Source organism: Rhodospirillaceae bacterium, from assembly GCA_018660465.1.
GTDB lineage: Bacteria > Pseudomonadota > Alphaproteobacteria > Rhodospirillales > JABJKH01 > JABJKH01.
Map to the genome: position 1 here is coordinate 38,822 of JABJKH010000114.1, position 26,596 is coordinate 65,417.

A 26,596-nucleotide genomic window follows, 5' to 3' on the forward strand; every position below is an offset into this window, starting at 1 on the left:
CGACAAATTATTCTCCTACAGGCCCGGTTCCGCAGTGGGACTTTGAATTGCGGGCCTGAAAATTGTCGTTCGCGGCCCAAGGCGGCCCATAATAGGCAGCTTCACCGCCGGGTCCAGGGGGTCTATTCCAAAAGTTAAACCTAGGAGATTTAATTCAACGCCTTCTTCTACACCCGCCAGCAGACCAAACAATCCTAATACAGAAAATTGAACGCCTGTTCCACTGGGAGACTTTGCAAAGACCGCGCCGTTGTTCAGATAATCTTTGCCGATGGCGATGGGAGGAAGGTCGAGTTTTAGCTCTGGCACTTCCCGCGCCACATGTGCCGTAAAGGTATTCGAATTGGGTCCAGGCCAGACTCGGTACTCATCTGGATAAGGATAGCTCTGGGCCGCTGCGTGAACTTTTTTAATGATATCATCGACACCCGGACCACGCATATCTGAAATGACCCAGGGTTCCGCATCGTACCAGCGGGAATCAGGCGCACGGTTCGAGATTGAAACCACTGGCATGCCACGATAAGACCGCCAGCCAATCACCTGATAGGTCGTGAATTCAATCGCATCGGTCGGTTTCACTGAAATCCATGTGTGTACACCGAATGCACCGCGCCAACTAAACGCGCGGGCGGCATAGACCTGAATAATCGCTTCCTTGACCTTTGAAGGATCAGGCGCGATCCCAGTCGGCTCATGGCTCGCTGTCCGCCAATCACTGGCCACGGCCATTCCCCATAGGGCCCCGGCACCCCCTAAGGCAGTGGTAATTATCAAAATCCTGATCGGTCTGACGAACCATTTCATTTCTCTCTCGCTCAAATAGAATTTCGGCGTGTCTTCAAAAACAAAGACACGCCGTTATAAGAGATATTGATCGTGGCACCAATAGGGCATTCTTCACAATGCCGTGGTGAATCAGAACTCTACCCGCGAATTTAGTTGAGGAATTTATCTACTTCCGTGCGCAACAATGGTGAATTACACACCATTTCGGCGCCAGATTTACACCCATATCCAGCATGATTTACGATTTAATTTAGGTTATTTTGATTTCGTCATGGCCTTGCCGCCGTGCCCTACCCTGCTTAAGAATGGTCCCACAATTAATTGAACCTTTGAATTTCACAGCGGTAAGGATTTTAAATGACCGACGGTGGGAACCGCTGGCAATTCTGGATTGATCGGGGTGGGACGTTTACCGACGTGGTCGCGCGTGCGCCGGATGGTCAGTTACACGCCCACAAACTGCTCTCAGAAAATCCTGAACGCTATGACGATGCGGCTGTCCAAGGCATCCGTGATTTGCTTGGTGTTGATCAATCAACGCCCATTCCCGCCGAGCGTGTCGAGGTTGTCAAAATGGGAACCACTGTCGCAACCAACGCGCTGTTGGAACGCAAGGGTGAACCCACCGTACTGGTGATTTCTAAAGGGTTTAAGGACGCGCTTCGGATTGGCTATCAAAACCGCCCCGACATATTCGCCCGTGAAATTGTTTTACCAGAGCTCCTCTATCGCGATGTTATCGAAGTCGATGAACGTGTGACGGCGGCAGGGGATGTCCTCGCCCCCCCTCATTCAACTCAAATCAGATCAGACCTCAAAGACGCTTTTGATAAAGGCTTTCGCTCTGCTGCTATTGTCTTTATGCACGGCTACCGCTACCCGGATCATGAGACCCAAGTGGCGGCCCTTGCACGCGATATAGGTTTCACCCAAGTCTCCACATCCTTCGACGTCAGCCCCTTGATGAAGTTGGTGTCGCGGGGGGATACGACGGTAGTGGATGCATACCTGTCACCAATTCTCAGACGTTATGTGGACCAGGTCGCAGTCGCAGTTGGCGATACCCGTTTGATGTTCATGCAATCCAACGGCGGCCTCATCGATGCGGACCTGTTTCAAGGCAAAGACAGCATCCTATCAGGCCCAGCGGGCGGCGTGGTCGGCATGGCCCGCACCGCCATGGATGCAGGTTTTGACAAAGTCATCGGCTTCGACATGGGAGGCACATCAACCGATGTCTCTCATTTTGATGGCACATATGAGCGCGCCTTCGATACGCAAGTCGCTGGCGTGCGCATGCGCGCACCAATGATGCGCATCCACACGGTTGCTGCTGGTGGTGGATCAATCTTGTTCTTTGATGGGGCACGCATGCGGGTCGGTCCGGACTCTGCGGGTGCCGACCCGGGCCCAGCGTGTTATCGCCGGGGCGGGCCGCTGACGGTGACCGACTGCAATGTCATGCTGGGCAAAATTCAAGCGCGACATTTCCCCCACGTCTTTGGCCCAAATGCGGACGAGCCCCTGGATGTTGGCGAGGTCTACGCCCAGTTTGGTGAACTCGCCGACCAAATCTCCAGCGCCACCGGCAAGCGCCACACCTCAGAACAGGTCGCCGAAGGCTTCTTGAAGGTCGCCATTGAAAACATGGCCTCTGCCATCAAACAAATTTCTGTTCAGCGTGGCTATGATGTGACCGAATATACGCTTAATTGTTTTGGTGGTGCAGGCGGACAGCATGCCTGTCTGGTCGCCGATGCGCTGGGTATGGAACGGGTATTTATTCATACTCAAGCTGGCGTACTGTCGGCTTACGGCATGGGCCTCGCCGACATTCGTACGCTCAGGGAACGTTCCGTTGAAATCGCCCTGGACGATGATACTGAGAAATCTCTCTCCAAAATTCTAACCCCCTTGGAAGAAGAAGTCCGAGAAGAAATCCTCAGCCAAGGTGTCGCCGCTGAAAATATTAAAATTCTCCGCCAAATTCACATCCGCTATGAAGGAACCGACACAGCCCTTCCCGTCGCCTTCGCAGACCGACACAAAATGGCCGGTGAGTTCGAGGCAAACCACAAACAACGGTTTGGCTTCGTAATGCCTGACCACGGATTTGTCGTCGAAGCCGTGTCGGTCGAGGCCATCGGTGAAACTGAAACCGGCATAGAAGAAAAAATTCCTGGTCTCAGCCAGCCCGCCAGCCCAATAGACACCATCCGAATAACCACCGATGGCGAGGCCCTGCAGGCTCCTGTGTTTGACAGGAAGGGATTGGCTTCCGGTGTCTTCATCGATGGACCCGCCGTCATTATTGAGGCCAATGCGACAACCATGATCGAGCCCGGCTGGCGAGCTGAAATGACGCCCTACGGGCATTTGGTTCTGAGCCGGCATATCCCCCGACCCAAACGTGTTGCGATGGGCACGGATGCGGACCCGGTAATGCTAGAAATTTTCAATAATTTATTCATGTCCATTGCCGAACAAATGGGGGCTGTGCTGGCCAACACTGCCTATTCGGTCAACATCAAGGAACGGCTCGATTTCTCCTGCGCGGTGTTTGATGCGGAGGCAAATCTGGTCGCCAACGCGCCGCATATTCCAGTTCACCTGGGGTCCATGGGCGAAAGTGTCGAGACCGTTATCCGTGAAAATCAAGACGCAATGAAACCAGGCGATGTCTGGGTTTTAAACGCGCCTTATAACGGCGGCACGCACTTGCCTGACGTAACCGTCATCACCCCGGTATTCGATCAAGCGGGAAACGACGTGCTGTTCTTCGTTGCCTCCCGGGGCCACCATGCCGATATCGGCGGGATCACCCCTGGCTCCATGCCACCCAACAGCCGCACGGTCGAAGAAGAAGGCATCCTGATCGACAATTTTAAATTGGTCGAGGGTGGTCAGTTGCGCGAGCAGGAATTTCTCGACCTCCTCGGCTCCGGCGATTGGCCGTCGCGCAATCCGTCTCAGAACATGGCCGACCTTCAGGCCCAGGTCGCCGCCAACGAAAAAGGTGTTCAGGAATTAAAAGCCATGGTCGAGCACTTCGGCTTGGATGTTGTCAGCGCCTATATGGGGCATGTTCAAGACAACGCCGAAGAATCCGTGCGCCGGGTTTTGGACGTACTCAGCGATGGCGATTTCACCTATGAGCTGGACGATGGCAGTCCCCTCCATGTGAAAATTTCCATCGATAAGGACAACCGTAAAGCGGCGGTTGATTTCACGGGCACAGCAGAGCAACATCCAGGAAATTTCAACGCGCCGTATTCAGTGACCCGAGCAGCGGTCCTATATGTCTTTCGCACTTTGGTAGATGATGACATTCCACTAAACGCGGGATGCCTGAAACCGCTTGATATCATCGTGCCTGATAACTGCATGCTGAGACCCAGCTATCCAGCCGCCGTCGTCGCTGGAAATGTGGAGACATGCCAACACATCGTCGACACCCTTTATGGCGCCTTGAATATCGTCGCGGCCTCACAAGGCACCAATAATAATTTCACCTTCGGTAACGACGTCTACCAATACTATGAAACGATCTGTGGTGGATCGGGGGCCGGTCCAGGTTTTGACGGCACCGATGCGGTCCACACCCACATGACCAATTCCCGCCTGACCGACCCGGAAGTTCTTGAATGGCGGTTCCCGGTGTTGCTGGAAAATTATTCGATCCGTCACGGCAGCGGCGGCGAAGGTCTTTATTCAGGTGGGGCAGGAGTGATCCGACGTGTTCGCTTTCTCGAACCCATGACCGCTGCCATTCTTTCAAGCCACCGACGTGTTGCCCCCTATGGATTGAACGGTGGCGCACCCGGCGGCGTCGGTCGCAATTGGATCGACCGCCAGGACGGCACGGTCGACTCCCTAGAAGGATGTGATCAAACCGACATGAATATCGGCGACGTCTTCGTTATCGAAACCCCCGGCGGCGGCGGGTTTGGCAGCACGGACGAATGAATTCTCGCTCGCATTTTTCGGCCAACCCCTTTACCATTCTGTAACGGTTAATGGTCTAAAATTTTTGTCAATCGAGATGTTGTGTGGGCAGAGCTTTAAGACACAATATTTAGCCAAAAATTTGGTGTGATTGATGGGAACCTAACTGTTTCGACACGATGCCTGGGGGCGTGTGGTGATAAAATCTGGGATACAACGAGTCGTTTTATCGATTTTTGCTGTGCTGTGCGCGGCAGATTTTGCGGTGGCCAATCCGCTAAATGACGAACTGGTCTACATCGTCACCAACCATCCGAATATCAAAGCTGGTAGCAAGACCATTGAATCGCGTCATGAACAAATTCGCCAATCACAGGCCGGTTATTATCCTAGCGTTGATCTAAACGCGACCGCTGGGCCTGAGTATATTAACAGCCCCGGCGAACGCTCCGAGAACGGCAAGCCGTCATCCCGCACAAAACAAACGGCTACCCTGACGATGACACAAAACCTGTTTAATGGGTTCAGCACGGCATCAAACGTGAAGGTCTCCCGGCTCAACAAAGCCCTCGCCGGCATCACCCAGGAAGGGACAATTCAGAACACCATTTTCGAGGGGATCAGCAACTATGTCGACGTGTTGCGGCAACGCCATCTGCTCGGATTATCGCGCACCAGCGTTATTAACATCGAACACCAATTAAATCTGGAAGACGAACGGGTGCAACGCGGGTCAGGCATTGCGGTTGATGTTCTGCAAGCCAAGTCACGGCTGCAAATTGCCAAAGAACGCCAAGTCTCCTTCGAAGGCGCATTGGAAGATGCGGTCAGTCGATATGCGCAGGTTTTTAATCACGCGCCAAATATCAGTTCCATGACCGATCCTGTGCCGCCGGTAGAAGTTATCCCAAGCGCAATTGACCGCGCCATGGATATCGCCCTTCAGGAAAATCCAGCGGTTGGCAACAGTGTCGTCACCATGGAAGTGGCACGCACCCAAAAGGCCATCCGCCGAGCGGAATACTTCCCGACCTTCGACATGGTCAGCACCATGAACATTGAAAAAAATAACGGTGCGGTTCTTGGCACCCGGCGCGATTATTCGTTTGTTCTTCAGGCCAATATGAATTTGTTCAATGGGTTTTCGACGGAAGCTGGTGTCTCACAAACAAACTTTGATTATCGCGCCACCAAAGACAATCACCTGTTCGTCACCCGCCAGATCATTCAGCAAACCCGACTTGCCTGGCAGGCCCTGGTAACATCTCGCCAACGGGTTCAGCTTTTGGAAAACGCGGTTAACATTGCGGCGGAAGTTTTCACGGCGCGAAAGAAGCTTCGTGAAGCCGGTAAGGAAACCGTCATTAACGTGCTGGATGCCGAGAACGAAGTCATCAATGCGCAGATCAATTACACCTCCGCCACCTTTGATGAACGGATTGCCATCTATTAGCTGATGTTGGCCATGGGACGCCTCAACGCGACGTATTTAAACTTAGAACTCTAAATTTTCGTTTTCGTTCCCCCCTACTGCCGGTCTATAAACGTCTACATTCTTTATCTGTAGAGGCGTTTTAAATCCTATGACCCCGATCCGCATCGACTTGCACAGCGACACCCAAACCCGCCCTTCCGCCGCAATGCGCGACGTTATGGCCAATGCCGAAGTTGGCGATGAGCAAATGGGTGAAGACCCAAGCGTTAACCAGCTTCAGGAAATGGTCGCAAAGCTTCTGGGCAAGGAAGCCGCCTTGTTCCTGCCCAGCGGCACCATGTGCAACCTAATCGCGCTGTCAGTTCACTGCCGGTCGGGTGACGAGATTATGTCTGACCGCACGGCGCATATTTTGAACGTTGAAGGTGCAGGTGCGGCGGTGATTGGCGGTTCGTTTATCCGGCCGCTAGACGGCGAGAACGGAATTTTTTCGGCAGATCAAGTCAGGGCGTCGATGCGGTCCGGCAGTCGTTACGGTCCGCTCAGCCGCGTTGTCAGTGTTGAGCAAACATCCAATGGCGGCGGTGGCACGGTCTGGCCGTTGGCCACCATTAAAGACGTTGCTGAGACGGCTGGAGACCTCGGCCTGATCATGCACATGGATGGTGCGCGGCTTCTGAATGCAGCCGTCTCCAGCGGTGTGAGTGCGAAAGATTTCTCGGACCCGTTTGAGTCGGTTTGGATTGATCTCAGCAAAGGCCTCGGCTGCCCCATTGGTGGCGTCTTGGCGGGGTCGGCTGAATTCATCAAACAAGCCTGGCGCTGGAAACAACGCCTCGGGGGGGCCATGCGGCAAGCTGGAATTGCCGCGGCGGCGGGTATTTACGCACTAGAAAATAATGTTGAACGGATGGTGGAAGATCATGACAACGCCCGGCTGCTGGCCGAGCGATTGGCGAACATGGGCGGGCTGGATATCAATCTTGAGACCGTTCAATCCAACCTCGTGTTCTTCGATGTGAAAAACACCGGCATGTCCGGTGCCGACATGGAAGCCAAGTTGGCTGAACATGGCGTGCGCATCAGTAACGTTCGCGACACACGCATGCGCGCCGTAACCCATTTAGATGTCAGCCGCGACCAAGTCGAGGAAGCTGCCGATGTTGTTCGTAAAGTATTAGAGGAAACCTAAACCCATGAAGGCGATTTATTTTACCCATTTCGGCGTTGAACTGTTTGCCCCGACTGAAGACGAAGCTCCCGGCGTTGAATTTGTCCGTGTGGATGAGATCGAGGAATTAGCTCCAGTTGCCAAAGACTGTGAAATGATCGTCGTTTCCGGTAGTCGCTATAACGCCGAAGCCGCCGATGTCATTTGCAACAAAATGCCGGATTTAAAATGGATACAATCGACCGCCATCGGCACAGACCGGTTCACCACTGCGGGTCTGCCGGACGACGTGCTGTTTACCAATGCGGCCGGCTTTAAAGGCAAGACGGTTTCCGAACACGGCTTTGCAATGATGCTGGGGCTGTTCCACCGCATGCCGTGGGTTGAACGCAATCGCCAATCTCGTGATTGGGACAGGAAGAACATCCGCGACAACTGCGTCTCGGCGGAAGGCAAATCCATCGTCATCATCGGCTATGGTTCCATCGGTCAAGAATTCGCCCGAAAGGCCAGGGCATTTGATATGAACGTGGTTGTCGTCAGCCGCAAAACTCCTGCGGCGGATGACCCCAACGTCGATACCTATATCCCGCTCTCCAACCTAAATGAAGCCTTGAAAGGTGCTGACGTTGTCGCACCCTGCCTTCCTTTGACAGAAGATACAAAATACATGATCAGCGATGCGGAATTGGCGCTCATGAACCCCGGCGCGGTCGCCATCAACATCGCCCGTGGTGGCATCTACGAAGAAGCCGCCATCATCCGGGCTCTTGAAAGCGGTCACCTGGGTGGCGCTGGAATCGACGTCTACGAAAAAGAAGAAGACTACGAAGAGGGCGCATCGCTTGAAAATGAACCCTTGTGGGCACGAGATGACATCATCGTAACCCCCCACATGGCGTCAGCCGGCGGCCCCGTCCTGCCCCCCATCCGCGACCTCGTTTTCGAAAACTTTCGTCGAATGAATGCGGGTGAAGCGTTGAAGAATTTGGTTGAGTTTGATTGATTTCGATACGGCGTGGTTCGAGACGCGCTTTCAGCGCTCCTCACCATGAAGATACTTTTAATGCCACACTCTTTCTCTTCATCCTGAGGAGGCTGCGAAGCAGCCGTCTCGAAGGACGTTGAGTAAAGCTCGTCGCCCCGAGGTTCCAACACAATCCTAAAACCAATTTTCATCCCCGTAACATATTGCTAAGATCGCCATTAGCACGAAAATTATCCGCACCTTCCGCGACACGAGGAGTTTACCCGACATGATTAAATCCCTGAGCAAGAGCCAGATCGAGCAGTATTACGAAGAGGGGTATACAGTCGTCGAAGGCGCGCTACCTGCGGACCGGCTTGCCGAAACGCTACGGCTTACGGATGAAATTATTGATGCGGCGCGGGGGCTCTCGGATGATGATGAGCGCTATGACCTGGAAGAATCCCACACGCCCGACGACCCGCGCGTACGGCGCTTAAAATCGCCCTTCCTGCATTGGCCGTTCTTCGATGACTTGTTGCGGGATGCGTTGGTGCTTGATGTGATTGAGCCGCTGATGGGGCCCAACATGCGGCTTTATAACAACAAGATGAATATAAAAGCGCCGGGCTACGGGGCGGCTGTCGAATGGCATCAAGACTGGGCGTTTTATCCCCACACCAACGACGTCGGGTGTGCCGTCGGGTTTTATCTGGATGACGTGACAGCGACCAACGGGCCGATGATGATGATCCCTGGATCGCACAAAGGGCCGGTTTTTGATCATCATGCTCAGGGCTATTTTTGCGGTGCGATGGATCCTGTGAAGTGTCCGCTGGATTACGAAAATGCCGTGCCTGTGATGGGGGAAGCTGGAACCATGACCATCCATCACGTGCGCACGGTGCACGGCTCGGCCCTCAATCATTCGGACAAGCCGCGACGTCTTTTGTTACAGGGGTATTTTGCCGCCGACGCTTGGCCGCTGGTGGGCTTCAAGCCGGGCCAAGACCTTGATCAATTTAACGAGCTTGTGGTGCGCGGAGAAGCGTCTTTGGTGCCGCGCCTTGAAGACGTGCCTGCGCGCATGCCCCTACCGCTGGCCCCCAATCAGGGATCGATCTACGAAAACCAACTCACCTTGGAAAATCGCTATTTTGATACGGTTGATAAGGCAGATGGGGTCGCGGCGGAGTAACTTATCGTTGCGGGCCTAGTTCCTGAGCTTTTTTTACCTGTTCCATTAATTGAACCAGCCTCGTCTTAGAATCTCTCGAATTCTGCAAATTATATATATCATCGTACTCTAGCGGAATGACCGTATATTTCTCTTCTTTACTTTGAAGAATAATTGATGATGCCGCTCCTCTACCAAATTGAAATGGCGTTGCAAGAATATAAACATCACCCCATTTAAAATTGCTCTCGTCCGTCGCTACCGCTTCCAACGTTTCCAATAATGCTCTTACCCGATATTGGCTAGGTGGTTGGTCGCATACGAAATTTATACAGATTTCAAACTCGCCATGCAGTGTCGTCAATTTTCCATAGACATCGGGAGTGAAATCAATTCCTTCCAACCCCTCAAGATCTTCGCCGACCTCTACATCATACCCCCATTCATTGAACCAACTGGTAAACTGGTTTTCTAAATATATGTGGCGAATTAAAACTTCGGGTTCTAGTTGTTCAGGAGGCGTCATCGAAAACTCCTCTTGCGGCACCTCGAACCAACGAGCCAAATTCTTGCGTGTCACCTCTGCGTCAAGTATTGGGGTTCCATCTCTAAGCACCGAGTTTGCTAGCGCTTCTATTTCAGCTCCATCCACAATTCCTGAAACTTCGACGGAAGATGTGGCTTTCTCAAACCATTGCTTGACTTGATCCGTTGTAATATCGGCAGCTTTCTTTCCATATGCGGAACCGATCGCCGACATCGCGGCCTGTAATAGAGTCGCATCCATTTGTATCATCCTACCAAAATTGATTTGTGCGAGAAACTTTTTTAATCGTAAAACATGTAATTAATAAAATATATACAATTTTTAGATTATCTTTAATATATAAAGACTGGTCAAATATCAAACGAGGAATTTCTGTGAACACTTTGTATAGAAGTTTGCACTGAGGGTCCTTCTAGACGCTCTCATGCGGGTGCTCTTCAGGGCGAAGAGGGAGGTATAAGTCCAGGTTATGTCGGACAGGTGCCCAGAAGAAGGGGGCCGAATAAGGCTCTGACCCTAGCGCCCAATCGCGTACGTCTGCATGAACCGGGGGTTTGCCCCCGCCTTTAGCACGCCATTCTCCTGCGATACCGCCGTTAGTCTTCCCTGAGACCAATCGTCCATGACATCCACTTCGTGGCCACGGCGGCGGAGGTCTTCAACCGTCGCGTCTGAGAAACGGCCTTCCACGGCGACGCAGCCCGGCTCTGATAATCTTGGGAAGAAGGAACTTGGAAAGTGCGTCGTGCGGAAGGTGGGCGCATCAATGGATTGTTGCAGGTTCATGCCGCCGTGCACGTGCCGCAGGAAGAAATTCAGAATCCATTGATCTTGTTGATCGCCGCCTGGCGTGCCGAACGCCATGTAGGGTTTGCCGTCCTTCAACGCAAGGGTGGGTGTTAAGGTTGTGCGGGGGCGTTTGCCCGGCGCCAAGGACCCAGCCCGGCCTTCTTCCAACCAGAACATCTGGCCGCGTGTCCCCAAGGGGAAACCCAAACCAGGAATAACCGGGGACGCCTTAAACCACCCGCCGCTTGGCGTTGCCGAAACCATGTTGCCGTCGCGGTCGACAATGTCAAAATGAACTGTATCGCCGGGTTGTACTGCGGCCGCCGGGAAGCCGTCGGCGATGATGGTGCCGAGTTTACCTGCGTCCACATCGGCTTGTGTCTGGAACGTCACCGGACCGCCATAACCTGGGATGTCGCCAGGGCGCAGGTCCAGTGAAGCTGTCTCCCCCACTAAGGTCCGACGCGCTTCGTTGTAGGCATCGGACAGCAAGGTCTCCATCGGCACATCGACAAACTTCGGATCGCCGTAGAATTTCTCCCGGTCGGCAAAAGCAAGCTTGGCGCATTCCGTAACGGTGTGAACGAAGTCAGAGCCGAGCGGGTCCATGGCCGCCACATCAAATCCTTTGAGCAATGCCAAGGCTTGCAGCAACACAGGAGCCTGACTCCACGTGCCACCCTTGCACACCGTGTATCCGTGATAGTCAAAGGTCACAGGGGCTTCTTCTTCTGCCCGCCACCGCGCCATGTCGTCGCCGGTCAAAAGCCCGTGGTGGCGTCGGCCTGTGTTATCAAGGACAGCGTTCTCTCGGCAAAATTTATCGATCTCTTCTGCGACGAAGCCCTCATAAAAAATTTCTCGAGCTTTCTCGATACGGTCTTCGCGGCTACCGCCTGAGGCTTCGGCGTCCTTGATGATCCGCGTGTAGGTATCAGCCAGGACCGGGTTCGTTACCATGCTGTTCACGTCCGGCACGTTCCCATTTATCAGATAGGTATCCGCACTTGATGTCCATTCGGTCACGAACAAATCCCTGAGCGCACTCAACAGGGTATGAATGCCCGGCACAACGGGATAGCCATTCCGCGCATATCCCAACGCCGGTGCGAAAACGTCTTCCAGGTTCATCGTTCCAAAATCGCGCAGCAGCAACATCCAGGCCCCAAACGAGCCCGGCACCGTCGCCGGCAAAAGCCCGGCACCGGGAATCATAGCAACGTCCAGGTCTTTGAATTTCTCAATCGTCATGGCCGCCGGGGCGACGCCTTGGCCGCAAATAGCGCTGACTTTGTCGGAGCCGCCACGACAGACCACCATCGGCACTTCGCCCGCAGGGCCATTCAGGTGAGGTTCTATGACTTGCAATGCCAAGCCCGTCGCCACCGCCGCATCAAACGCATTGCCACCCTTTTCCAAGATCGACATTCCCGCCGCTGTTGCCAGCCAATGGGTGGACGACACCATGCCGAAGTTGCCCAGCAATTCGGGGCGCGTGGTAAATGGCGGTTCTGTTGAAAGACCTTTCCGGCCTTTGCCCGTACCGGACTTGGTGCCACGCATCAGATCAACGAACGCGGGGTCTTTGGGGTCGTGCACCTGAGAATTTTGAATGTCGTCTGGCATAATTTACCTCCCCACTGCGTAACCCTGCATCATCCGCGGATTGGCAGCTGCTTTCAGCATATCACCGTCCTTGGCTGCTGCCGTGGTTCGGCCCAGGCTCCAATCGTCTTCGACAACCACATTGTGGCCACGGCGACGGAGTTCCTCAATCGTCGCCGTGGGGAAGCGTCCTTCCATGGTCAGGTTGCCAGGGTCAACTTCGCGAGGGTAAAACGATCCTGTCCAGTGGCTGCTGTTAAAGCCAGGGGCTTCGATGGCTTCTTGTAGGTTCATGCCGAAATGCATATGGCGAAGAAGCATGTGCGTTGCCCATTGATCCTGCTGATCCCCGCCGGGTGTGCCCCACGCCATGTAGGGTTTGCCATCCCTGAATGCCATCGATGGGGTTAACGTCGTCCGGGGTCGGCGTTTCGGTCCGATACACGACGGTGAGCGTTCATCCACCCAATACATCTGTGCACGAATGGTCAGGCAGAACCCAAGCCCTGGGATCGCCGGGGAGCTTTGCAGCCAGCCCCCACTCGGCGTTCCGGAAACCATATTGCCGTGGCGGTCTATAATATCAAAATGCACGGTATCGCCTTGCATCACACCGTCAGATCTCGCGATGGTTTCTGAATCGATCTTGGCAACGGTCGGCTCGCCAATGCCAAAGGCTGCGGCGAAGGCTAAATCATCCGACTTCTCGCGTTCGAATATGGGACCGCCAAAGCCGGGGATATTACCCGGCCGCTGTTCCATCGACGCCGTGTCGCCCACCAGTTTCCGACGGGCCGCGTTGTAGTCGTCGCTCAACAAGGTATCCATCGGGATTTCGCTGAAGTTTGGATCGCCATAAAAACTTTCCCGGTCCGCATACGCCAGCTTTGCGCATTCTTGCACCAAGTGAACGAAGTCCGGATCTGTTGCCGACATGCCGGAAAGATCGAACCCTTGCAGCAAGGCCAACTGTTGCAACATCACCGGTCCCTGCCCCCAAGGTCCGGTCTTATAAACCGTGTAGTTGTGGTAATCGTAGCTGAGCGGGTCCTCTACCGTCGCTTCCCACTCCGCCATATCGCTGCCGCGCAGGAAGGCGCTGTTGCGGTTGCCGGTGACATCCAAGGCTTCGGTGACGCGACAAAACTTGTCGATGGTTTCAGCGATAAATCCTTGCGACCAGATTTTGCGCGCGGCTTCGATTTGGTTGTCACGATCCCCACCAGCAGATTCAGATTCCTTAACGATCCTGGAATAGGTGTCGGCCAGAACAGGGTTCTTATAGAGAGAGCCCGGCTTTGGAATATTCCCATCGGGAAACCATAAATCCCCTGACGTCGTCCATTCTTCTTTGAAAAGCGCATGGACCAGTTCAAGGGTGGCGCAAACCTTGGGCACCAAAGGGCAGCCGTTTCGGGCATAGCTAATGGCCGGTGCCATAACTTCGCGAAGCGTCATGGTGCCATAGTTCTTCAGCAGCAACATCCAGGCATCGAACGCCCCTGGCACCACCGCCGCCGTCAGGCCACTGCCGGGAATGACGTCAATCCCGATGTCCCGGTACGCATCTGGTGTCGCTGTCACAGGTGCCACACCCTGGCCACAGATGACCTTGGTTTCGTTATGTTCCGCATCATGAACAATCAACGGCACTTCACCCGCCGGGCCGCAAAGATGAGGCTCGGCGATTTGCAGGACAAACCCCATCGCCACCGCTGCATCGAAGGCATTGCCGTCTTTCTCAAGGACCGCCATGCCGACACTGGAGGCAAGCCAGTGGGTTGAAGTAACAACACCAAAGGTGCCGAGAATTTCCGGGCGGGTGGTAAAATCGTTCATGGGGTATCCTTAGATTTGTAGAGGGCCGCGAATATATCACATGCCAAGAATTATGTGCCTACTTTAAATTGCGCCGTTATGCCACGAAGTGCGGCGATAACACTTAGCGCCGTGATCTTTCCAGTCCGCATGTTTTCTTCGGAGGGAACGTTCTTGATCGTGGCTTCGAAATCGGCACTATCAGCCTCGACCTCAAAGTGCTGAATGTTCCGATCCACGCCCGGATCAGCCCAGATTTGCAATGTCGTGCGATCCGGTCCAATTCCGGCAAGGCTCAACGCTGCTGCCACATTAACGTTGGCGGGAAAGCCCTTGGCACCTTCTCGAGCACTACCCTCAAATATTTTTGTCGGCTCGGTAATCGCGTCCATATCAAGGTCGTTCTCAACGACGTAAGGCGCACCTACAAACCCCGCAGGGTTCTTTCGCGTCACCATGGTGACAGAATGTATTGTTCCTTCGGCGGCAGCCCGCACAGCATCCAAGGCTATCAAGGCCCCCGTCGGCACGATAATTCGAGCATGATGCTGATCGGCTAGCGCCTTCAAATCATCATGCTCCAACAAACTGCCAACGCTGATCGGAACGAACGTCCGCCCAGCCTCCAAAGCAGGAACCGCGACATCTCTAAACACAGCACTCGGCGCACATTCGAGAACAATATCTGCGAGATCAGCGAGTTCTCCTAACGCTACCACAGGCACTTGGTTCTTGAAGTCCGCGATATTGCGCTTGGCTTTGTCTGTATCACGTGCGGAAACGGCAGCGAGTTCCAGCCCCGGAAGCTCGCCCGCATCCAAAACCCCCGCAACCTTGAGCCCAATCGCGCCTAGCCCGCCAATACCAACGCGCAAGGCTCCACCATTTTGTACTTCTGTATTCATGCTCTTAACCAACTACCTTTTATGGTTAGAGGGTAAGCCCGCATCTCTGGTCTTAGCAAGGGTCGTTAGGAATTGACGATTTTCAATAGCATGAGTAGAGGACTTCCTTCGAGACGCTCGCGGAGGCTCGCTCCTCAGGATGAAGGGTGAGACAAGATTCATTTACGGTGAGGAGCGCCGGGGGCGTGTCTCAAACCACATGTTGGTTTTTGTGTTCTAGCCTTAACGCCTCACCGAATTATCCTCAAACCAAATCGCCACCTTCTCCTCATCCGTCTCCCCCGCCGCCAGCGCCAGAATGACATTCACCATCTCAACCTCGTCCGGCCTGAAGTCGTACCCGTTCAGGCTCAAAAATGAATTCCCCGCGAGCAGCCCTGCGCGTTTGTTGCCGTCTAGGAATGAATGGTTTTGGATGATGCCTGCGGTATAGGCGGCGGCCAGGGCGAATAGGCTTGGTGTATCGCCATAGGCATAAAGATTTTGAGGACGACCCAGGGCGCTTTCCAGCAACCCCTCGTCACGAATGCCGTCAGTCCCGCCGAACGCCGAAATGGCTTGGGCGTGCATTGCCTTCACCATCTGGACGGTGAGCCACTTAGGCTGCATCAGCCTTCAGCGAGTTTCTTCATCGCGTTAGGATAACGACGCATGAAATCCTGGCTCGCGTCGAGGGCTTGTTCGAAGTCCGGATCGTATGGGGTCATAAGAACACCGTCCGGCGTATCGACCAGATAGAATTCGCTGCCTTCTTCCAGGCGCAGGTCTTTGAGAACCTCCTTGGGCACTGTAAACCCAAGCGACGTTCCGACCTTTCGAAGTTTTAGTTTTGTGCTCATAACCTTACAATAATATAATTATATTATTTAATCAAGAGAGGTCTATTAAGCATTCTCCCCCCGCACCGCTTCACATACCGCTTCAACAATTTCATCGGTCGTTGCGCTGCCGCCGAGGTCGGCGGGCATCACCTCACCCGCCGCGGTGACGCGTTCGACTGCGGTCATCAGGCGCTTGGCGGCGGAAGGCTCGCCTAGGTGTTCCAGCATCATTACCGCTGACCAAAGCGTGCCAATCGGGTTGGCGATGCCTTTGCCGATGATGTCGAAGGCGGAGCCGTGGATGGGTTCGAACATTGAGGGATAAGTGCGTTCCGGGTTGAGGTTCGCCGTCGGACCGATGCCCAAGCTGCCAGACAAAGCCGCGGCCAAATCGCTCAGCACATCCGCATGCAAGTTCGTCGCGACAACGACATCAATCGACTTGGGATCAAGCACCATCCGCGTGGTCATCGCATCGACCAGGATTTTGTCTGTGGTGACATCAGGGTAATCCCCCTTGATCGAATGATAAATATCATCCCACATCACCAGCCCATGGCGCTGGGCGTTGGATTTTGTGACGACGGTCAGGTGCTTCCGGGGTCGGGTACGGGCCAGTTCAAACGCGAACCTTTGTACCCGCTCCACACCTGTTCGGGTAAATACAGATACATCCATGCCGACTTCTTCTGGCAATCCCCGATGCACGCGCCCACCGGCACCGGCGTATTCGCCTTCGGTGTTTTCGCGAACAATGATCCAGTCCAGGTCTTCCGCCGGGCAATCGCGGAGTGGCCCTTCAATCCCCGGCAGCAACCGCGCCGGTCGCACGTTGGCGTATTGATCAAACCCCTGACAAATCGCCAGCCGCAAGCCCCAGAGCGTAATGTGATCGGGCACATCAGGATCACCCGCAGAGCCAAAATAAATCGCGTCCACATCGCGAATTTGCGCCGGGCCGTCTTCCGGCATCATGATGCCGTGTTCGCGGTAATAGTCCGACCCCCATGGGAAATGTTCGACGTTGAGCTTAAACCCGCCGTCTTTTTCTTCCAGCACCCGAAGAACCTTTAGGCCTGCTTCAATGACCTCTGTGCCGATGCCGTCACCGGGGATCGCAGCAATTTTGTACTCTTTCAAAATCTAAACTCCTAAATGTATTTACGGGTGTTGCCCTGCTCGAACGCACCTGCCATTCTCCCTCCATATTTTCAGGGAGCCCCACCTTTACAAGGAGAATTGGACTGTGGCAAAGACGATTACATTCGCATGTTGGGATTACGACCGGGTTATGCCGGTAATGGACGGCACCGTGCCTGTTGAGGACTACGAAGTCTGCCCGATTTTACTTAAACCTGCGGATCTATTTCCGCGTACCTTACAGCGCCAGGAATTCGATGTTTCAGAGCTTTCATTCAGCAGTTACATGCTGCAAACATCCCGTGGCACGTCTGATTACATCGCCATCCCCGTCTTTACCTCCCGCGCGTATCGCCATTCGTCGATCTATGTTCGGAATGATGCGGGCATAAACGACCCCAAAGACCTGGAGGGCAAAAAGGTCGGTATTCCTGAATACCAAATGACCCTGGTCGTCTGGGCGCGAGGCATGTTGCAGGACGAATACGGCGTTGATATCAAGAAGATGAAACTCCGGCGCGGTGCGACCAACTACGCGGGGCTAAAAGAACGCCTGAAGCTTGAACTGCCGGACGACATTGATATCGAACCCATCCCAGAAGACAAGAGCACGAACGATCTTTTATTGTCCGGTGAGATCGATGCGATCATCTCCCCCACCCCGCCCGATAGCTTCGTCGATGGTCACGAAAATGTTCGGGAATTGCTGGGCGGCATACGCGAGACTGAAAAAGCATTCCACACCCGCACCGGCGCATTTCCGATCATGCACACGGTGGTGATCAAGAAATCCATCGTCGAAGAAAACCCTGATCTGGCGCCAAAGCTATTTTCGGCATTGTGCAAAGGCCGCAACATCGCGTTGGCGAATTTAAAAGAAATCTCCAACGGCCCGGCCAACCGCCTGTCGATCCCCTGGCTGCAAGCCGAGCTCGCCGAAACCCGCCGCGTCATGGGCGATAATTATTGGTGGTATGGGATCGAGAGAAACCGCAAAGAACTCGAAAACATGTGCCGCTATTCTCAGGAACAATATTTGTCCGAGCGGTTGCTAACCGTCGAAGAACTGTTCACGGAATCAACATTGAATTTGCCTGACGAGTTCTAAGTCGGGGTGAGTTGACCGAGGTCAAGGGGGTTACTCCGTCCTGTCGTTATACCTGTGCCAAACTTACCACTTGCACAGGCCCATAACGATAAGGAGCCCCCGATGAAGATTACCGACGCCCTGCTGGGCGAACACGCCGTGATGTATGAACTGTTTGAGCACATCCGCGACACGGCCCATAACGCGAACGACGTTCAGGAAATTCAGCGTATTGTCTTGGTGGTGGAGAGACTCCTGCTGTCCCATGCCCGGATCGAGGAAGACATGTTGTTTCCAGAACTGGAACCCCACCTCGGGCCGATGGGCCCGCTTGCCGTCATGCGCTCCGAACACCAAGAGATCGAAGACCTCCTCACCGCCGCCAAAGCAGCAACCGATGTCGGCGTTCTCAAATCAACAATCGAGCAGTTCCTGGACCTGACCTACGGCCACTTCCAAAAAGAAGAACAAGTCCTCTTCGCCATGGCCCAACAGGTCCTCGACGAACCCGCCCTGACGGACCTCGGCACCAAATGGGCCGCGCGCCGAAAAGTTGTTGTTGATGGACAGGGCTGCCTGGGGGCGGCCTAGAGGGTATTTGAGAATGACGGGGTCAGAATTTTCCGCGCACACTGAAAGCGATACCGAGCCACACAAAACTTCTGAGAGTCATCGCGCCAACCGTGCGCATTTCATAGGCTCCATCCATCAGGATATGAATGCCGAAGGCTGCGAAAACAAGTATCGTTAGGGCTGCAATTGAAAATGCTAAGGGTGTGACCCAGGAACGCCATAAGAACAGCCCAGCGGCCCCTGCAATATATGCAAATCCAACGAGGAAATTGAACCAGACAACAAACGGTACGTAGTTTCCAGCGGCTTCGCGACTGGCACCTTCAACGAAGAGAACACCTCCACCTGACATGACGGACAAAAGTCCAAATATGCCAACAAAAACCGCCGCCAAAATGGCCCAACGAGGTCGTTTATTTTGATCTGTCATGTTCCTATAACCTGCTTTGACTTCTTCAACTAAATCTACAGTAATGTGGTGTTGTATACCGCTTGGCGCAAGTCTTGGAGGAAACTAAAAATGGCAGGAGGGAGCGAGCCTCCTAAGGAAGGCCAGGGGCTAGATCGGCGTATCGGAATTTTACTCAGCATCCTTCGAGTCCCGCCACTCCGCGACGCCTCAGGATGAGGAAATTTTTTAATTTACTATATATTCAATTACCTACCTCATCCTGAGGAGCGCTATAAGCGCGTCTCGAAGGACGCTGAGTAAATCCCCATCCCCCCTATAAGTTCCCTCTCCATCTCTGTGTCCACCTCTGTGTTCTCAGTGTTCTCTGTGGTTAGATAAACGGGCAGTCAATTGGGTGAAGAGTTTCAGAGACAATTCACAATTCAAGACTTGACCCCGTGGCTCAAAAGTGACCCCGTGGTTCCAAAGGGCAAGACTTGACCCCGCGGTTGCTCATCCTCTTTCATGATGCGTTTCCACTAAAAATACGGCCAATGTTGAAGCCGCGCCAACAGCAAGCTTGGCGTGACGTGGGCTTAAACCTCTACTATCAGCGATTCTTCCGTGACCAGTACCATACTTATTTCGGAGCTCGGCAACACCTTTCGTAATAGTTGCTAAATTGCTTAATAATCTCCGGATAGTATTTGCCGCTTTAGCAGAGTCATGGATATCGTCAGGAGTCAGCTTTAGTACCTTGGCTGTTTGTTTTACCAGTTCACTAATATCAGAATTCTTAGAAACGGTAACATCGCGTTCGGCAAGTATGGTTTTGCAGCAAGTTTCTATAAGTTCTTTTGCTGTGCCGATTGCTAGTCCAGGGTCTTCATTTACTGCAGCCTCCATTCGAGTAATCTGTTGCATAACATATGTTAGGTCAGAGCCACCTAGTGTTTGCTTGGCAGCCGATACAGCTGGATTAGTTCCGGTGCCAACGTAACGACCTATATAAACAGGCTTGTTGGACATTCGTGATTTCTCAACCAACTGAAACCCATCATTAATTAAAAAATTATTATATAATTGGGCTAATCGTTCTGCTTCAGGCGTATCACTTCGAATAACGGGGTGAACTGTTTCGCATAGAAATCTTAACAAAATTTCGTCATCACCGTATGCCAAACCGAAACGTCGATCGTGGAAAACCCAATTATCCTCCCAATCGAAATTATTAACTCTATGTTGCCAAATATCCCCCGCTGCATCAGAAAACCGGTTATCAGTTGATGGAATTTGGGATAAATCATATAGACGCCCGAGAAATTCAGTCTCCTCTAGACGACCAGCCCAATTCACTTCTTCTACAATCATTGCGTCAAATATATCACGACGAGTTAATTGAGAAATTTTCATCTATATTTCGTAGCTCCAATTTTGGATTTCTAGCAATAATTTCTAAATTAAGAAAAAGGAAACTCGAACCATTAATTTTTCTTACCCCCCTCACCCCTTCAACTCCAAAAACGCCTCAGGATCAAAGTAGTCCACCTGGATCGCATTATCCCGTGCTTCTTCCGCATCTTTTAGCGCCAAGCATTCTTCTGCGTTAATCACCCCCTGGGTCAGCGCCGCATCGAACAACGCATCACCGGGTTTTCCGTCTAGGTCTCCCTTCCGCTGAGCCGCTTTTATTTTTCTTGCGGCGGGCTGGGCGGTGACGACTTTTGCTAGGGTGGCTTCCAAGTAGCCCAGACCGTTTTCATCGCCGGGGGGAATAAAGATATCTGGGGTGAGGCGGAGGCGGCCTTGGTTGCCGTCGAGGAGGCTTCGGGCGACGTCGCGGCCGATGTCGTCTTCGGGCGGGCGGCGGCGCAGTCCGTAGGGGAAGATCAGCCAGCGCATTTTCCACGCCAGAATGCGCAGCGGGAAATTATCGATCACGCCGCGCAAGGCTTCTTGAACATTATACAACGCCGTGTCGCAGGACCACTTCAGGTAGGCCAAATCTTCCTTCGGTTGGCCGTCGTCGTTGAAGCGTTTGAGGGCAGCGGACGCCAAGTACATCCACGACAATGCATCGGCCAAGCGGCCGGTTATTTTTTCTCGGCGTTTTAGCGAGCCGCCCATGACGCCCAAGCATAAATCTGAAATCAGAGCAAACGCAGCACTATACCGTGTCAGTTGCCGAAGGTATCCCCCGACCACGCCACCAACTGGCGCCGACGCAATCCCGCCGCCGGTCAACGCCAACGCAAAGGCCCGCACACCGTTTTTATAGACAAAATTGATGTGGCCGAAGAACGCGTTATCGAACCGTTCCACATCCCCCGCGCCGACCGCTTCCATTTCATCATGCACAAACGGATGGCACCGGATGGCGCCTTGGCCATAAATAATAAGAGATCGCGTGAGGATGTTTGCCCCTTCCACCGTGATGCCGACGGGGATGGAAATAAAAGCGCGGCCCAACGTATTGCGCGGCCCTCGGCAAATTTCAGAACCCGCACGAATGTCCATGGCATCCGTCATAACCGTGCGCATCCCGTCGGTCAGGTAGGCTTTGGCAATGGCCGACAGCACGGCAGGTTTTTCGCCTGCATCCACAGCAGCACAGGTGAGTTTCCGCGCCGCGTCCATGAAATAGGTCATGCCGCCGATGCGGGCCAAGCCTTCTTCAATGCCTTCAAAGCGGCCAATCGGCGTGTTGAATTGTTCGCGCACCGTGCCATACGCGCCGGTCACGCGGGTCGCCAATTGCGCGGCACCGACAGACAATGCAGGCAGCGAAATCGCGCGGCCCGCCGCCAAGCAATCCATCAGCATCATCCAGCCTTGGCCGACACCTTTTTCGCCGCCAATGACGACGTCCATTGGTACGAACACGTCCTTACCGAAAATCGGGCCGTTCTTAAACGGGACCCCCAAGGGATCGTGCTGATCACCGATTGTGATGCCTTCGATATCGCGCGGGATCAGCGCGCAGGTGATCCCGCGTTTTTCTTCGCCACCCAACAACCCGTCCGGGTCAAACAGGTGGAAGCCAAGACCGATGACGGTAGCGACAGGGGCCAGCGTGATATACCGCTTCCGCCAGTTCAGGCGAATGCCCAGGACTTCTTCGCCGCCGAATGTGTCTTTGCAGACGATGCCGATGCTTTCGGTATTTTCCGTCGCAGCATCACTGCCGGCTTCCGGGCTGGTCAGGGCAAAGCAGGGGACTTCCTCCCCGGATGCTAACCTTGGTAAATAGTGATTGCGTTGTTCGTCCGTGCCGTACTTCATCAACAATTCGCCGGGGCCTAAGGAATTTGGCACCATCACCGTGACGGCGGCAGGGACACTGCGGCTAGAGACTTTCGCGACGACACCGGAATTACCGATGGCAGAGAATCCAAGCCCGCCATATTCTTCGGGAATGATCATGGCGAAGAATTTTTCTTTTTTGATGTAGTCCCAGACCTCGGTCGGCAAATCACGGTCTTGATGAATTTGCCAGTCGTCCAGCATGTTGCAGAGAGTTTCGACGGGACCATCCAGGAAAGCCTGTTCTTTCTCCGATAACTGTTGCATGTCGAAATCCAACAGCTTTTTCCAGTCGGGATCACCCGAAAACAATTCACCGTCCCACCACACGGTCCCAGCTTCCAGCGCGATGCGTTCGGTGTCGCCCATCTTCGGCAGAATTTTGGCGACCATTTTCATGACGGGACCGGAGATCAAGGCGCGGCGCAAAGACGGGATTCCGAATTCAACTGCGGCTAAAACGGCGACCACGGTCACGATGGTAAAGGGTGTCGTGCCCATGCCACCCGCGAGCCCCCAAGCGCCCAACCAAGTCGCCCCGGACAGCACCCACCCCCAATAGCCACGCCCGAGATAAGTCAGGATAAAGAGAAGAAAAAAACCAAGGATGATAAGTATGTTTGTCATATTGTGGTTCCTTTGGGCTTAGTTCCTTAAAGGTCTTCCGGTTTTGAGCATTGCTTGAACGCGCTTGATGGAGTCTGGATGTTTGGCAAGTTTCATGAAGCCTTCACGTTCGAGGGCCAGCAGATCGTCTTCGGTTAACGTCTCCGTCACATCGGTCGCACCCCCGCTTAGCACTTCTGCCAAGACGCCACTGACCACAACATCATGGGGCGTTGCTTTGCCGGTCTTGGCAAAACCATCGACGGCCATGTCCATCGCGGTCTTTGCGGTTGGACCGGGCAGCGAAATTTCCACCGGCTCCGGCGGGGTGTAGCCGCGCACCAACTCCAACGCCCGCGCTTTCGCATCCGCCAGCAACCGATCCCGGTTCATGGTGATGTTTGTATTCTCGCCAAAGAACAGCAACGACTTGGCTTCTTCGGCGGACTTCGCGACGGTCGCGGTACTAATAGTCTCAAACGCTTTAATCACCGGCGGCATGGGACCGCCTGCACGTTTATTTGTGCCAAACCAGCGGATCAACATTTCTTTGCAGCCGCCCCAGCCCGGCACAATCCCGACCCCGACTTCGACCAATCCGGTATAGGTTTCCGCATGGGCTTGCACCGCATCGCAATGCAGCAATACCTCGCACCCGCCGCCCAAGGCCATACCCGACGGCGCGCCGACGACTGGGAAGGGCGCGAACTTGAGCGCCTTGTATGAGTCCTGACCTTTACGAATGATCATCGCGATCAGGAACCACATCCAGATTTTTGCAAAAATCAGCAACAGGCCGATGTTGGCACCGACGGAAAAGTTGGACCCTTCGTTATAGATCACCAAAGCCTTGTGGCCGTCCCGGGGGATGCGCTCGACGGCATCCCGGATCATCGCTAAGACTTTGAAATCGAGGGAGTTCATTTTGCCGTGGAATTCCAAACACAACACCCCATCGCCGATGTCCCACAGGCTGGCGGATTTATTCGACGCCACGGGCTCAGAATTCAGTTTTATGTCCGACAACATCACCACGCCATCAGGACGTTGGATGTCGGCATAGGTTCCGTCTGTGGTCAGGTACTGCCGCTGCCCGCCTTGAACCCGATAGAAAGGTCGCTCACCTGCAGTTTGCAGAAGCTTTGGCACCTCAACACCCTCGGCCTTTAACTTTGCTGCAAACCAAGCTGCCCCTAACTGGTCGATCAATTCAAACGGGCCGAATTTCCAGTTGTAACCAAGCCGCATGGCTTCATCGACGGCGCAAATGTCGTCAGCAATTTCTGGCACCAGGGATGCGGCATAAGTGAGTGTTTTCGACAACACCCGCCATGCGTATTTCCCGCCTTGATCATCGTGCTCGACCAAGGCGCGAAGGCCATTCTTCTTAGATGCTTTGACGCTGCTGAGGTCAGGTTTCTCTGAGGTCGCATAGGCACCCGTGCTAAGATCAACGGACTCTTTAACCCGCTTGCCACCGTCTTTATTCAGTCGATAGAAACCGCCCTTTCCTTTCCGTCCTGTGTAGCCATCAGCGATCATTTTCTCCAAGACTTCGGGCTTCTGATAGACCGCGTGGAAGACGTCGCCTTCGGCCAAGGTTTCCGCCATGCTGTCTAAAATATGCGGCATCAGGTCCAAGCCGATCAGGTCCAACAATCCGAACACGCCGGTCTTGGGAATGCCCATGGGGCGTGCGATGACAGCGTCGGCGACTTCGACCGACACACCGTTTTCAATCGCGTCAACTACAGCACATTGCAGCCAATAAATCCCGATGCGGTTGCCGATGAAGCCGGGGGTGTCTTTACAATCAACAACGCCCTTGCCGAGTTTGATATCACAGAAATTCCGGATGTCTTCAAGCGCATCAGCGCGGGTTTCTGATCCGCCAACCAATTCCAGCAATCGCATGTAGCGGGGTGGATTAAAAAAATGCGTGATTAGGAAATCTCGGCAGAAGTCTTCGCTCATACCCTCGGTTAAATTCGCCAGGGGAATGGTTGAGGTGTTCGACGATACGACCGAGCCAGGTTTTCGATGCGCGTCAATTTTGCGGTAGAGGTCTTGTTTAATATCCAGCCGTTCGATCACCGCCTCAACGATCCAATCGCAGTCACCCAGCAAGTCCATGTGGTCTTCGATGTTGCCGGGCGTGATGCGCTTGGCGTTGCGCTTGTGCATTAAGGGCGCAGGGTCGGCTTTAAGAAGTTTCCCGATGGCGCCTTCGGTGATGGCATTTCGGTTGTCGGCGCCTTCCGGCACGATATCTAGCAGCACGACATCGACGCCCGCATTGGCGACATGGGCGGCGATGCCGGCTCCCATGACCCCTGCACCGATCACGCAGACTTTGTTGATGGGGGCGCTCACTTGATACGCTCCAGAATGGTGGCGATGCCTTGGCCGCCGCCGATGCATTGGGTCGCCAGCGCCAAGTCTCCACCATCTCGTTTTAAGATTTGTGCCGCCTTGGCCGTGATCCGCGCACCAGTTGCTCCCAAAGGATGACCAAGCGCAATGGCACCGCCGTCGAGGTTAATTTTTGCCATATCCAAATCAAGATCCCGGATACAGGCAATGGACTGAGAGGCGAAGGCTTCGTTGAGTTCGATGATATCCATGTCGCCAATTTCAATGCCTGCGCGTTCAGCGGCTTTCTTGCTTGCTGCCACCGGGCCGATGCCCATGATCTCTGGCTTGCAGCCCGCAACTGCGATGCTTTTAATCCGCGCCAAGGGGTCGAGCCCGGTGCGTTCCGCATAGTCTTCCGTACACACCAGCACCGCCGCCGCACCATCGGTCAGGGGCGACGATGTTCCCGCGGTGACGGAGCCGTTTTCATCGAAGGCAGGTTTCAGATCGCCTAGGCTTTCCAAGGTCGTGTCTGCACGAATACAGCCGTCTTGGTCAACGACGCCGCTGTCGGATTTGATCGGTACAATTTCGTCGCTGAACTTACCGGCAGCCTGTGCAGCCGCTGCTTTCTCTTGGCTGGCGATGGCGAATTCATCTTGCTGACGGCGCGGGATGCTATAACTGCCCGCAAGGTTCTCCGCCGTTTCCCCCATACCCATGTACGATTCCGGTCTGTCCCCTGCGAGGCCAGGATGCGGTAGCGGGTTAAAGCCCATCATCGGAACCCGCGTCATAGATTCCACGCCCGCACAGATAAACACTTCACCGGCGTTCATTTGAATGGCACCTGCCGCCATATGAATCGACTGCATGGAGGAACCGCAAAACCGATTAACCGTGGTCCCTGCGACAGACAACGGCAGATCGGCCAGGAAGCCGACAAGGCGTGCCATGTTCAGCCCTTGCTCGCCTTCGGGGAAGGCACAACCAAGAATAAAATCTTCGATGTCGTCGGCATTCACGTTGGTCTTTTCCAGGAGACCGCGCACCACTTGGGCCGCCAATTCATCCGGACGAACCTTTGTGAGATCGCCTCTGTTCGCTGGCGTAAAGGGGGACCGAGAATATCCCGCTATGACAACGTTCTTCATGACCGTCTCCCTAATTAA

General features: G+C 53.9%; 20 protein-coding genes. 7 read left to right on the top strand and 13 right to left on the bottom strand.

Annotated features, from left to right (window positions below; all coding sequences use genetic code 11):
* Positions 1–15 precede the first annotated feature (15 nt).
* Complete coding sequence (locus HOM51_19180) at positions 16–807, bottom strand: DUF3750 domain-containing protein (GenBank protein ID MBT5036639.1); 792 nt, start codon at positions 805–807, stop codon at positions 16–18.
* A 339-nt stretch (positions 808–1,146) separates the two neighbouring features.
* Between HOM51_19180 and HOM51_19185 the strand changes: the two genes are divergently transcribed.
* The 5 genes from HOM51_19185 (at position 1,147) to HOM51_19205 (ending at position 9,505) form a co-directional block, all read left to right on the top strand.
* Positions 1,147–4,755 (top strand): 5-oxoprolinase, encoded by a 3,609-nt coding sequence (locus HOM51_19185; protein ID MBT5036640.1) that lies wholly within the window; start codon positions 1,147–1,149, stop codon positions 4,753–4,755.
* Positions 4,756–4,930: 175 nt separating this feature from the next.
* On the top strand, positions 4,931–6,187 hold the full coding sequence (locus HOM51_19190; GenBank protein ID MBT5036641.1) for a TolC family protein: 1,257 nt from the start codon (positions 4,931–4,933) through the stop codon (positions 6,185–6,187).
* Positions 6,188–6,317: 130 nt separating this feature from the next.
* The gene (locus HOM51_19195) at positions 6,318–7,361 is read left to right on the top strand and encodes a threonine aldolase family protein (GenBank protein ID MBT5036642.1); all 1,044 of its coding nucleotides are present in this window, start codon (positions 6,318–6,320) and stop codon (positions 7,359–7,361) included.
* A 4-nt stretch (positions 7,362–7,365) separates the two neighbouring features.
* A complete protein-coding gene (locus HOM51_19200) occupies positions 7,366–8,346 on the top strand; it encodes a D-2-hydroxyacid dehydrogenase (GenBank protein ID MBT5036643.1) in 981 nt (326 codons plus the stop codon).
* Positions 8,347–8,596: 250 nt separating this feature from the next.
* Positions 8,597–9,505: a phytanoyl-CoA dioxygenase family protein gene (locus HOM51_19205; protein MBT5036644.1), complete on the top strand. Its 909-nt coding sequence runs from the start codon at positions 8,597–8,599 to the stop codon at positions 9,503–9,505.
* A 1-nt stretch (position 9,506) separates the two neighbouring features.
* Here the strand turns inward: HOM51_19205 and HOM51_19210 are convergent, their stop codons facing one another.
* From HOM51_19210 to HOM51_19240, 7 genes are all read right to left on the bottom strand, one after another.
* Positions 9,507–10,271 carry a hypothetical protein gene (locus tag HOM51_19210; protein ID MBT5036645.1) on the bottom strand — a complete coding sequence of 255 codons (765 nt, stop codon included), beginning with the start codon at positions 10,269–10,271 and terminating at the stop codon, positions 9,507–9,509.
* 276 nt (positions 10,272–10,547) lie between these two features.
* The gene (locus HOM51_19215; protein ID MBT5036646.1) at positions 10,548–12,383 is read right to left on the bottom strand and encodes a gamma-glutamyltransferase family protein; all 1,836 of its coding nucleotides are present in this window, start codon (positions 12,381–12,383) and stop codon (positions 10,548–10,550) included.
* A 66-nt stretch (positions 12,384–12,449) separates the two neighbouring features.
* Positions 12,450–14,264, bottom strand: coding sequence for a gamma-glutamyltransferase family protein (locus HOM51_19220; GenBank protein ID MBT5036647.1), 1,815 nt, complete (start codon positions 14,262–14,264; stop codon positions 12,450–12,452).
* 50 nt (positions 14,265–14,314) lie between these two features.
* Positions 14,315–15,148 (bottom strand): aspartate dehydrogenase, encoded by an 834-nt coding sequence (locus HOM51_19225; protein ID MBT5036648.1) that lies wholly within the window; start codon positions 15,146–15,148, stop codon positions 14,315–14,317.
* Between the two features lie 222 nt (positions 15,149–15,370).
* Positions 15,371–15,760 carry a type II toxin-antitoxin system death-on-curing family toxin gene (locus HOM51_19230; protein MBT5036649.1) on the bottom strand — a complete coding sequence of 130 codons (390 nt, stop codon included), beginning with the start codon at positions 15,758–15,760 and terminating at the stop codon, positions 15,371–15,373.
* Positions 15,757–15,987: an AbrB/MazE/SpoVT family DNA-binding domain-containing protein gene (locus HOM51_19235; protein ID MBT5036650.1), complete on the bottom strand. Its 231-nt coding sequence runs from the start codon at positions 15,985–15,987 to the stop codon at positions 15,757–15,759. Before HOM51_19235 ends, HOM51_19230 begins: the two co-directional genes overlap by 4 nt.
* 45 nt (positions 15,988–16,032) lie before the next feature.
* On the bottom strand, positions 16,033–17,109 hold the full coding sequence (locus HOM51_19240; protein ID MBT5036651.1) for a tartrate dehydrogenase: 1,077 nt from the start codon (positions 17,107–17,109) through the stop codon (positions 16,033–16,035).
* A 106-nt stretch (positions 17,110–17,215) separates the two neighbouring features.
* Here HOM51_19240 and HOM51_19245 point away from each other — a divergent pair, with 106 nt between their 5' ends.
* Complete coding sequence (locus HOM51_19245) at positions 17,216–18,217, top strand: ABC transporter substrate-binding protein (GenBank protein ID MBT5036652.1); 1,002 nt, start codon at positions 17,216–17,218, stop codon at positions 18,215–18,217.
* Positions 18,218–18,319: 102 nt separating this feature from the next.
* Complete coding sequence (locus HOM51_19250; GenBank protein ID MBT5036653.1) at positions 18,320–18,787, top strand: hemerythrin domain-containing protein; 468 nt, start codon at positions 18,320–18,322, stop codon at positions 18,785–18,787.
* Between the two features lie 22 nt (positions 18,788–18,809).
* On the opposite strand, the gene HOM51_19255 is transcribed toward HOM51_19250, so the two are convergent.
* From HOM51_19255 to HOM51_19275, 5 genes are all read right to left on the bottom strand, one after another.
* A complete protein-coding gene (locus HOM51_19255) occupies positions 18,810–19,199 on the bottom strand; it encodes a hypothetical protein (protein MBT5036654.1) in 390 nt (129 codons plus the stop codon).
* A 474-nt stretch (positions 19,200–19,673) separates the two neighbouring features.
* On the bottom strand, positions 19,674–20,573 hold the full coding sequence (locus HOM51_19260; protein MBT5036655.1) for an abortive infection family protein: 900 nt from the start codon (positions 20,571–20,573) through the stop codon (positions 19,674–19,676).
* Positions 20,574–20,663: 90 nt separating this feature from the next.
* Positions 20,664–23,090 carry an acyl-CoA dehydrogenase gene (locus HOM51_19265; GenBank protein MBT5036656.1) on the bottom strand — a complete coding sequence of 809 codons (2,427 nt, stop codon included), beginning with the start codon at positions 23,088–23,090 and terminating at the stop codon, positions 20,664–20,666.
* A gap of 18 nt (positions 23,091–23,108) precedes the next feature.
* Positions 23,109–25,490: a 3-hydroxyacyl-CoA dehydrogenase/enoyl-CoA hydratase family protein gene (locus HOM51_19270; GenBank protein ID MBT5036657.1), complete on the bottom strand. Its 2,382-nt coding sequence runs from the start codon at positions 25,488–25,490 to the stop codon at positions 23,109–23,111.
* Entirely contained in the window at positions 25,439–26,578 is a 1,140-nt protein-coding gene (locus HOM51_19275) for a thiolase family protein (GenBank protein ID MBT5036658.1), read from the bottom strand. The genes HOM51_19270 and HOM51_19275 overlap by 52 nt, the downstream gene beginning before the upstream one ends.
* Positions 26,579–26,596 lie beyond the last annotated feature (18 nt).